This window comes from Actinomycetota bacterium (genome assembly GCA_036280995.1).
Lineage (GTDB): Bacteria > Actinomycetota > CALGFH01 > CALGFH01 > CALGFH01 > CALGFH01.
The window spans coordinates 1-9,453 of record DASUPQ010000653.1 but is presented as its reverse complement, the minus strand read 5'-3'; the positions used below and the strand labels follow the sequence as shown (position 1 = coordinate 9,453).

At 71.8% G+C, this 9,453-nt stretch carries 10 protein-coding genes; 8 read left to right on the top strand and 2 right to left on the bottom strand.

From position 1 onward, the window contains the following. The coding region (locus VF468_22370; protein HEX5881037.1) for a mechanosensitive ion channel domain-containing protein at positions 1-494 on the bottom strand (494 nt) is incomplete at its 3' end. Between the two features lie 181 nt (positions 495-675). On the opposite strand from VF468_22370, the gene VF468_22365 reads away from it, so the two are divergent. Genes VF468_22365 through VF468_22355 form a run of 3 tightly spaced genes read left to right on the top strand, consistent with a single transcriptional unit; the run spans position 676 to position 3,795 of the window. Next, positions 676-1,791, top strand: coding sequence for an alpha/beta hydrolase-fold protein (locus VF468_22365; GenBank protein ID HEX5881036.1), 1,116 nt, complete (start codon positions 676-678; stop codon positions 1,789-1,791). After that, on the top strand, positions 1,788-2,528 hold the full coding sequence (locus VF468_22360; GenBank protein HEX5881035.1) for an alpha/beta hydrolase-fold protein: 741 nt from the start codon (positions 1,788-1,790) through the stop codon (positions 2,526-2,528). Before VF468_22365 ends, VF468_22360 begins: the two co-directional genes overlap by 4 nt. A gap of 16 nt (positions 2,529-2,544) precedes the next feature. After that, entirely contained in the window at positions 2,545-3,795 is a 1,251-nt protein-coding gene (locus VF468_22355; protein ID HEX5881034.1) for a hypothetical protein, read from the top strand. A gap of 57 nt (positions 3,796-3,852) precedes the next feature. Here the strand turns inward: VF468_22355 and VF468_22350 are convergent, their stop codons facing one another. After that, positions 3,853-4,977: a DUF2157 domain-containing protein gene (locus tag VF468_22350; protein HEX5881033.1), complete on the bottom strand. Its 1,125-nt coding sequence runs from the start codon at positions 4,975-4,977 to the stop codon at positions 3,853-3,855. A 510-nt stretch (positions 4,978-5,487) separates the two neighbouring features. Here VF468_22350 and VF468_22345 point away from each other — a divergent pair. From VF468_22345 to VF468_22325, 5 genes are all read left to right on the top strand, one after another. Further along, positions 5,488-5,838 (top strand): hypothetical protein, encoded by a 351-nt coding sequence (locus VF468_22345; GenBank protein ID HEX5881032.1) that lies wholly within the window; start codon positions 5,488-5,490, stop codon positions 5,836-5,838. 271 nt (positions 5,839-6,109) lie between these two features. After that, the gene (locus VF468_22340) at positions 6,110-7,324 is read left to right on the top strand and encodes a serine hydrolase domain-containing protein (GenBank protein ID HEX5881031.1); all 1,215 of its coding nucleotides are present in this window, start codon (positions 6,110-6,112) and stop codon (positions 7,322-7,324) included. A gap of 56 nt (positions 7,325-7,380) precedes the next feature. Next, positions 7,381-8,955 (top strand): serine hydrolase domain-containing protein, encoded by a 1,575-nt coding sequence (locus tag VF468_22335; protein HEX5881030.1) that lies wholly within the window; start codon positions 7,381-7,383, stop codon positions 8,953-8,955. Continuing rightward, positions 8,952-9,272 carry a flavodoxin domain-containing protein gene (locus VF468_22330; GenBank protein HEX5881029.1) on the top strand — a complete coding sequence of 107 codons (321 nt, stop codon included), beginning with the start codon at positions 8,952-8,954 and terminating at the stop codon, positions 9,270-9,272. The genes VF468_22335 and VF468_22330 overlap by 4 nt, the downstream gene beginning before the upstream one ends. Next, positions 9,253-9,453 (top strand): flavodoxin (locus VF468_22325; protein ID HEX5881028.1); only part of this gene is annotated, 201 nt, incomplete at its 3' end. The genes VF468_22330 and VF468_22325, both read left to right, overlap by 20 nt.

The following is a 9,453-nucleotide window of genomic DNA, read 5'->3' as shown; positions in this document are numbered from 1 at the left end:
CAGCCCTGGGAGCGGTTGCCGACCCGGCGGATCTCGCCGTTGGGGATGTGCCAGAGGGTGCCGTTGACGTCCCGCAGGCGGGTGGTGCGCAGCCCCACGCCCTCGACGGTGCCGGTGGCCGGGCCGGCGTCGACCACGTCGCCGACCCCGTACTGGTCCTCCATGAGCATGAAGATGCCGGAGATGAAGTCCCGGACCAGGTTCTGGGAGCCGAAGCCGACGGCCACGCCGACGATCCCGGCCCCGGCGATCAGCGGGCCCAGGTTGAGCCCCAGGGTGCCGAGGGCCATCAGCGCGGCCAGGGTCCAGATCCCGAAGGAGGCCACGCTCTTGAGCAGGGCGCCGACGGTCTCGGCCCGCTGCACCCGGCGCAGGCTCGGGATCTCCCCGGTCCGGGCCAGGGCGGTGGGGGCGCGCAGGGCGGCCAGCCCGCGGTCCTCGCTCATGGAGGCGACCAGGCGCCGGATGGCCCGGCGCACCAGCCGGTTGGCCACCCAGGCGGCGGCCAGGATCAGCAGTGCCTTGGCGGGGTCGACGGCGTAGTCGAGCAGACGATCACCATTTTCTCGGGGGGACGGGAGAGCGGAAGTTCCGAACCACCGTAGCGAAGCCGCTCCGAGGGCTGTCAACCGCCCAGGTCGAGGGCTGTCGGCGGCCCGGCGATATGCTCCGGCGATGGATCCGGCCAGCGGGACGGCCGGCGCCGCCGCCGGCCCGGTGGTCGGGGCGGCCCGGGTGACCTTCCGCGTGCCCGACCCCGGCGCCGCCCTCCAGGAGGTGCGCCTCTACCAGGAGGTGCAGCGGCCCCGGGACGGGCCCGCCTTCACCCGGGCCGCCGGGCCCGGGGGCGCGCCCACCTGGGAGCTGGACTTCCCCCGGCCGGCCGTCGACCGGATGGAGTACCAGCTCGCCCTGCGCTACCCGGGCGCCGGCCCGGTGCTGCTGCCCGACCCGGCCAACCCGCTCCGGGCCGACGGCCCCTTCGGGGAGAAGTCGGTGATCGAGTTCCCCGGCTACCGGCCGCCGGCCTGGCTGGCCGCCGCCCCCCGCCCCGCCCCGTCCAGCACCGGCCTGGCCGTGCCCAGCCGGGTCCTCGGGGCCCGCGTCCCGGTCGAGCTGTGGCGCAGCCCCGGCGGCCGCCGCCGCCGGCCCGGCGACCCCCTCCCCATGCTGGTCGTCCACGACGGCCCCGAGTTCGCCCGCTACGCCGCCCTGCTCCACTTCCTCACCGTCGCCACCGGCGACGGCCGCCTGCCGCCGATGCGGGCCGCCCTGCTCGCCCCCGTCGACCGCGGCGAGCACTACTCGGCCTCCCCGGCCTGGTCCCGGGCCCTGGTCAGCGAGGTCCTGCCCGCCCTCCAGGCCCTGGCCCCGACCCCGCCCGGCCGCCGTCACCTGGTCGGCATGGGGGCCAGCCTCGGCGCCCTGGCCACCCTGGCCGCTGCCCGGACCGCCCCGGCCAGCTTCGGCGGCCTGTTCCTCCAGTCGGGCAGCTTCTTCCGGCCCGCGGCTGACGCCCACGAGCGCGACTTCCCCCGGTTCCGGCGGATCACCCGCTTCGTCGACGACCTGGCCGCCGGCGGCGGCGGGTCGGCCGAGCCGGCCTCGACCACCCTGACCTGCGGGACGGTCGAGGAGAACCTCCACGGCAACCGGGTCGTCCGCGACGCCCTGGCCGCCCGCGGCTGGCAGGTCGCCCTGGCCGAGCACCGGGACGCGCACAACTGGGTGTCCTGGCGCGATACCTTTGATCCCTGGCTGATCGGGCTGCTCCAGGAGCTGTGGGTGTGAGAAGGGACTACGTCGGGCTGTGGTCGCCCGCGATCGGGGCCGAGGGCGGGCTGCTCGCCTACGGCCACCACGGGCGGCCCCTGCTGGTCTTCCAGTCCGAGCAGGGCCGCTGCTCCGACTACGAGGACCGCGGCATGATCGACGTCATCGCCGGCCTGATCGAGGCCGGCCGGGTCAAGGTCTACTCGGTCGACAGCTACGACGCGGCCAGCTGGTGCGACCCCAACCTGCCCCTGGAGGCCCGGGCGACCCAGCACGGCAGGTTCGAGGACTGGATCCTCAACCAGGTCGTCCCGTTCATCTACGACGACTGCGGCGGCCCGCTCGACGTCATGGTCACCGGGGCCAGCTTCGGCGCCTTCCACGCGGCCAACTTCGCCTTCCGCCGGGCCGACCTGTTCCCTCTGGCCATCTGCCAGAGCGGCGTCTACGACGCCGGCCAGATGGGCTGGGGGGAGCGCGGCGACGCCATCTACTTCAACAACCCCATGGACTACGTGGCCAACCTCGGTGGCGACCACCTCGACTGGCTCCGGGGCCGGCTGTCGCTGCTGCTCATCTGCGGCCAGGGCCAGTGGGAGGACACCACCGGGGCGCTCGAGTCGACCAAGGCCTTCGACCGCCTCCTCGACGAGAAGGGCATCCGTCACGAGACCGACCTGTGGGGCCACGACGTGCCCCACGACTGGCCGTCCTGGCGGGCCCAGCTCGCCCACCACCTGCCGCGGTTCGTCTAGGGGAAGGGCGCGCGCCATGACCACGACCCACCTGATCGGCCTGCTGCTCGGGACCGAGGACGACTGGCCGACCGCGTTCGAGCAGTACCTGGCCTGGCTCGGCCCCCGCATCGAGCTCGACGGCGAGACCCACGAGGTGGCCACCGAACGGGTCACCATCGAGCCCTTCGACCTGCGCCAGCCGGTCCGCCACGCCCTGGTCATCGACCGCCTCGCCTACTGGTACGACCACCCCCGGGAGTGGCTCAAGAAGATCGCCCTGATGGACCGGGCCTACCTGCTCAACAACCCCTTCACCTTCCAGGCGATGGAGAAGCACGCCGGCTACTGCGCGGCCATCCGGCTCGGGTTCGACGTCCCCGCGACCTGGCTGCTGCCGCACAAGGTGCCGCCCGACAACGAGCGCTTCGCCCCGACCGCGTCGCGCTACAACCGGGCCTTCGACCTGCCGGCGGTGGGGGAGCAGGTCGGCTACCCGATGTACATGAAGCCGTTCCACGGCGGCGGCTGGGTCAACGTCTACCGCATCGCCGACCCCTATGAGCTCCAGGCCGCCTACGACGCCTCGGGCCGCGAGCTGATGCACGTCCAGGCCGGGGTCGAGGGCTACGACGTCTTCACCCGGGGCCTGGCCATCGGCCCCCAGACGATGGTCACCCACTACGACCCGACCAAGCCCCTGCACCTCCGCTACCAGGTCGACCACGACTTCCTGACCCCCGAGGCGGGCAACGAGATCGTCACCTTCGGGTCCAGCATCGGAGCGTTCTTCCGCTGGGAGTTCAACAGCTTCGAGGTGATCGTCCGCGACGGAGCGTGCTACCCGATCGACTTCGCCAACGCCACCCCGGACATGGCCATCATCTCGCTGCACTACTACTTCCCGTGGGCCGTCACGGCCCTGGCCAAGTGGTCGCTGTACTGCGCGGTCACCGGGCGGGCGATGCGCCTGGACACCGAGATCGGCCGCTGGTACGCGGTCGCCGACGACCCGTCCCTGGGCTGGGAGGAGAAGCTGGCCGCCTACCGGGGGCTGGTCGACGACTACTACGACGCCGACCGCTTCACCGAGTTCTGCGCCACCCACCTGGCCCACGCCGAGGAGTGCATGGCCGAGTACATCTCCAGCGAGCAGTTCGACGCCCACCTGGTCGCCACCATCCAGCGCGCCTTCCCGCCCCATGAGCACGAGCAGTTCGTCGCCCACTACCGCGGCCTGCTCGGCGCCTGGGTCAACGACCAGCGGGCGGCCGCCGGCCAACCATGACTGGTGCATCTGCTGACGCGTCGCACAAGGCGAGCGGTGTGAGGATGGAGCAGCGAGTCAGGCCGCCGGTGGCCCGGTCGGGGCGTCCGACGGGCTGGACCGCTGCTCGGGCCGCTCGCCAGCAGGCGTGCGTGGCGTTGCCCGGACCCAGGGTTGCCGCCAGCGCAGCAGCACCAGGGTGACGGCCAGCAGCACCACACCGGCCAGCAGGAGCAGCAGCGGGACCCCGACGGTGCCGGCGAAGAAGTAGATGACCGTGGCGGGCAGGAACAGGACCACGCCCATGATCCCGACCGCCGCCAACGCCAAGCGGCGACCGGTCGTCCCCGCCACCAGCAACCCAGCCGCGCTGGCCAGCCCGAAGACCAGGCCGGCGCCCTCCCAGCCCACCGCGGTGGCCTGCGCCCCCTGCAGCACCACGATGGCCCCGGCGACCAGCGCGACCACGCTGGGGGGGAGCAGCCCCCGCCAGCCGGCCAGCACCCACAGGACCCCCACCGTCCAGATGCCCAGCCCGACCGCGGCCTCGTTCCCGCCGGCCAGGGCCACCCCGGCCCCAGCCGCCACCGCCAGCCCGGCCAGGCAGGCCAGCTGCTGCAGCGGGCGGGGCCGCCGCCACCACAACGCCCCGGCATGGGTGGCGGCCGCCAGCCCGGCCCCCAGGGCTATGGCCTCGCTGTCCAGCTCCAGCACCTGGGTGCCGAAGAGGGCGGCGAGGAAGGCGACCGCGGCCGAGGATCCCAGCCACAGCACCCCCCGGAGCCGCCACAGCGCCGCGGCGGCCTGCTCGGGGACCAGGGCGCCGGCTCCCCACAGGGCCGCCGCGACCAGTCCGACCAGCGACAGCCGGGTCCAGGTGGCCAGGTCCGGCCAGAACCGGGCGGCCAGCAGCCCGGCACCGATGACCGCCAAGGTGCCGCCCAGGTAGCCCAGCAGCTCCACCAGGACCGATCCGGGCCGCGGCGGCAGCGCCGGCGGTGCCGGTCGTGGAAGCCGGGCCCGCTCGGCGGCCAGGATGGCGCTGGCCTGCTCCTGGCTGAGCAGCCGGTCGGTTGTCCACCGCTGCAGCTGCGCCGCCAGCGGGTCGGCCCCAGCCGACCGGCTGGGCGGTCGTCGTGTCCTGGAGGCCAGGGCCAGCAGCAGGGCGAGGAGCAACGCGACCACCAGCAACACGATCCGCATCGCGTGCTCCTTGCTCGGCTCGGCGCTCGGCTCGCGGAACCCCTCAGGCTGAGCATGCGCCGGAGCAGGGGACGGTGGTAGGGCTGAACGGCCCGCCACCGGCATGCCGGTCACCGGGCCGCGTGCAGGTGAGCTGGCCGACCGCCACGAGCAGCTGGCTGTCGAATATGGAGCAGCCGCGCTTGACGGTCTCGCCCCAGACCTCACGTGGCGGAGGACGCAGCAGTCCCGGGCTGTCCATAGACGCCGGATCGGCCGCCGCCGCCGCCGGTCGCGCTTTGCCAGCGCCAGGCCGGCTGGCCCGGCCACTCGCCCGATCCGTTCCCGCCATCACCAGGGGGGCTGTCATGCCCCGACAGCCGCCTACGAGGAGGCAGCCCTCCCAGACGCTGGCGAGCCGTAAGGGTCTTGCCCCGGCCGGGCTCCGCGACAGATCCGCTGAGAAGCGGATACCACCGTGTCGGTGACCGACCCGGCACCCTGGTCATCTTCCCCGAGAGCGCGGCCGAGGTGGCCCGCTACGAGCTGGAGCCCGGCCGAGCCGGCCGGGCGGTGGCGACGTTCCAGGCCACGACCGCCGGGCCATACCGCGTGCTGGCCATTGGCCAAGACATCGCCCCCAGCCTGGTGCTGACCAGGCGGGGCGCGGTCATCCTCGCGCTGATGACGGTATTGACGGCGGTGCCGCTGGCCGTCGTCACTGCCAGGCTCGGTCCCGAACGCTTCGGAGACCCGCTGCCCGGGCGCGCATTCGCGCGATCTCAGAAACCAAATGGTGGCTTCGCCGCCATTCCCACATTCGAGTTCGTCGGTGGCCGCCTGAGAAGGCGACGCCGAGCTGCTTGCCGATGTCGTCCATGACCTGGAAGACGACGATCGACTGGCCAGCGGCCGGATGACGATGTCGACGGCTCCTGTACCGAGGTCCTGGGGCAACGGGGTGAGGTGGCCGCTGGACACCGAGGCTGGTCGGGCAAGCGTGACGTCGCCGCATCTCGGCCGCCAGGTGAGGGCCCGGCATCGCCGTGGCCCGAGAATCCCGGGCCGAACGGCCCTTAGCGCGCCTGCCGTGTTGGTTCAACCTGCAGGTGAGGGTGCGTTTCCGCTGGCTCGCATCCGGAGGAGGCGAGCGATGTCGACCAGGACGGATCGGGCGTCGACGCTGCGGTCCGACGAGATCCACGGTCATGTGAGCAAGGGCTTCGAGCCCGTGCGGGAGGCGTTCGCCGAGAACTTTGCCCGCCGGAAGGAGCTGGGAGCTGCCTGCTGTGTGTACCACCACGGCGAGAAGGTGGTCGATCTGTGGGGCGGGATCCGCAACAAGGCGACCGGCGAGCCGTGGGAGGAGGACACGATGGTGCTCGTGTTCTCGGCCACGAAGGGCTTCGCGGCCATGACCATGGCGCTGCTCCATTCCCGAGGACTGCTCGACTACGACGAGCGCGTCTGTACCTACTGGCCGGAGTTCGCCCAGAACGGCAAGCAGAACGTGACCGTCCGACAGCTCCTGGCCCACCAAGCCGGGCTGTTCGCCTTCAACGAGCGCGTCGATCGGAGCGTGATCGCTGATCTGGACCGGCTGGCGATGGTCCTGGCCCGGCAAACGCCGGAGTGGGAACCCGGCACGCGCCAGGCGTACCACGCGATCACGCTCGGCTTCTACGAGGGGGAGTTGATGCGCAGGGTCGATCCACAGCACCGGACACTCGGGCGGTTCTTCCAGGACGAGATCGCCGGGCCGCTGGCTGCGGACGTCTACATCCGTGTCCCCGAGGAGCTCCCCAACTCCAGACTGGCGACCCTCCAGCTCGCGAACCCGATCGCGATGATGTTCGGGATGCCGTTCCGCCTCGCGCTCGCCTCGATGAATCCGCGATCCCCCATCTTCCGCGGGCTGATCAAGCGCAACCCGGGAGGCGGGGTGGCGATCGACGAGGAGCGCATCGTGGCCCGGAACCTGGAGGTGCCCTCTGGCGGCGGGGTCGGCAGCGCGCGCGGCATCGCGCGCACCTACAACGCCTTCGCCACCGGAGGTCGTGAGCTTGGACTGCGGCCCGAGACGCTTCAGGCGCTGCTCGCGCCGGCGGTTCCCGCCGCCCACGGTTTCTACGACGAGAGCGTGAAGGGCGAGGCCCAGTTTTCGCTCGGGTTCTTGAAGCCCTCGTGGCAGATGCCGTTCGGCCGGCCGGGAGCGTTCGGATCGCCGGGATCGGGCGGGTCCTTCGGGCTCGCCGATCCGGAGCGGGGGATCGCGTATGCGTACGTCATGAATCGGATAGGCGCGAGCGTGATCGTGGATGCACGCGACATCGCGTTGAGGGAGGCGCTTGCTTCGGTGATCCGATAGCGGGAGCGGCACCGGAGCCTGGAGGGAGCTGCCCGAGTGGCAGAAAGGGAGACACTATGGTCTGGTCACTCACGGAGCCCAAGATCGGGCCTGCGGATCACGGGTCCCCTGGGATCGATGAGCTTCAGCTGCACACCAGGGTCCGCGAGATCGCGAACCGTCGGCCCGCCGTCGGCCTGGCGGTGGGGGTGGTCCGCGACGGGTCCCTGGAGTCCTTCTCCGGGCACGGGCTCGCCGACATCGCCTCGAACACACCGATCACCGAGGACACGATCTTCCGGGTCGGCTCCATCACCAAGACCTTCACCGCGATCGCCGTGCTGCAGCTGTGGGAGCAGGGCCGCATCGACCTGGACGCGCCCGCCAACGACTACCTGCGCGCCTACCGGCTGCTCCCCGCCAAGGCCAGTTACCGGCCGGCGACCGTGCGTCAGCTGCTGACCCACACCGCCGGAATCGGTGAGGTCCTGCACCCCGCCGGCCTGCTCAGGCCGCTATTCGGCGAGACCGTAAGAGCCGGAGGCCCAGTGCCGTCGCTGGCCGACTACTACCGGCGGGGTCTGCGCATCCAGGCCGAGCCGGGCACCCGGTTCCGGTACACCGACCACGGCTTCGCCACCCTCGGCCAGCTCGTCGAGGAGGTGAGCGGCCAGCGCCTGGACCGCTACCTCCGTGAGCACATCTTCGAGCCCCTCGGCATGGCCGACACTAGCCTGGTCCGATCCGAACTGGCGTCGGCGCGCCTGGCCACCGGCTACAACCTGGGCTCCGGGGGCCCACGAGCGGTCGCCGACTATGAGGTGGTGACGGTGGGCGCTGCCGCCGCCTGCTCCACCCCCAACGACGTGGCCCGCTACGTCGCGGCGCTGCTGGGCGGGGGCACCAACCGGCACGGTTCCGTGCTCCAACCCGCGACCCTGGCCGCTATGTTCGAGCCCCACTACCAGCCCGACCCCCGCATACCCGGCATGGGTCTGGCGTTCTTCCGCGGTAACGCCGGCGGGCATCCGGTCGTCGAGCACCAGGGGATCGTGCCCGGCTTCAACTCCCAGATCCGCATCGCTCCCGGCGACGGCGTCGGTGTCCTGGCCTTCACCAACGGTGCCCGCCAGGCAGTGTTGTGGCTTGCCGCCGAAACCGCCGGGCTGCTCAACCACCTGCTCGGTGTCCCGGACGAGGCCATCCGCACCGACGTTCCGCACCACCCCGAGGTCTGGGGCGACCTCTGCGGCTGGTACTACCTTCCCGGCCGCCTCACCGATGCCCGTGTCAGGGGCGCACTGGGCGCCGGCGCCGAGGTCTTCACCAGCCGTGGGCGGCTCATGTTCCGGGGCCTGACCCCGGCGCCCGCGATGTACCGGGGCCTGGTGCTGCACCCCGACGACGAGCACGACCCCTACGTGTTCCGGATCGACCTCGGACTGACCACCTCCCGCGTGGTGTTCAGCGGCGAACCGGGAACCGGGACCACGGCAGCCCACCTCGATCTGATGCCACTGTCGCTCCACAAGCAACCGGCCACCACGAACCCGCGACGGTGGGCCACCGGCGCGCTTGGTGCGCTTGCGGTGGGTAGCACGGCGAGGGCCGTTCGGCGGCGTAGCAGGCCATCCAAGGGGGAAGCGAAATGACCATTCTGGTTGCAGCAGCAAGCAAGCATGGCGCAACCGAGGAGATCGCCGAGCGGATCGGTGCGGTTCTCGCTGAACATGGCGTCGAGGTTGACGTCAAGAAGCTGCGGGATGTCAGCGGGCTGGCCGGCTACGAGGCGATCGTGCTCGGCAGCGGCATCTACCTGGGCAAGTGGCTCAAGGAGGCGCGCCGCTTCGTCGAAGTTCACGCAGCCGAGCTCGCCCAGCGCCCGACCTGGGCTGTTCGCCAGCGGCTCCATCATGGGCGATCCCCCGGTCGGCGACGACCCCAACGCCATGGGGGCCGGGCTGGTTGAGCGGCTGGTCGAGATGACCCAGGCGCGCGAGCTCAAGTTGTTTGCCGGGAAGCTGGACCTGAGCAAGCTGGGCTTTGCCGAGAAGGCGTCGGTGCGCATGGCCCATGCCAGCGAGGGCGACTACCGCGACTGGCAGGCGATCGACGACTGGGCAGCCGCGATCGCCCAGCAGCTCCAGCAG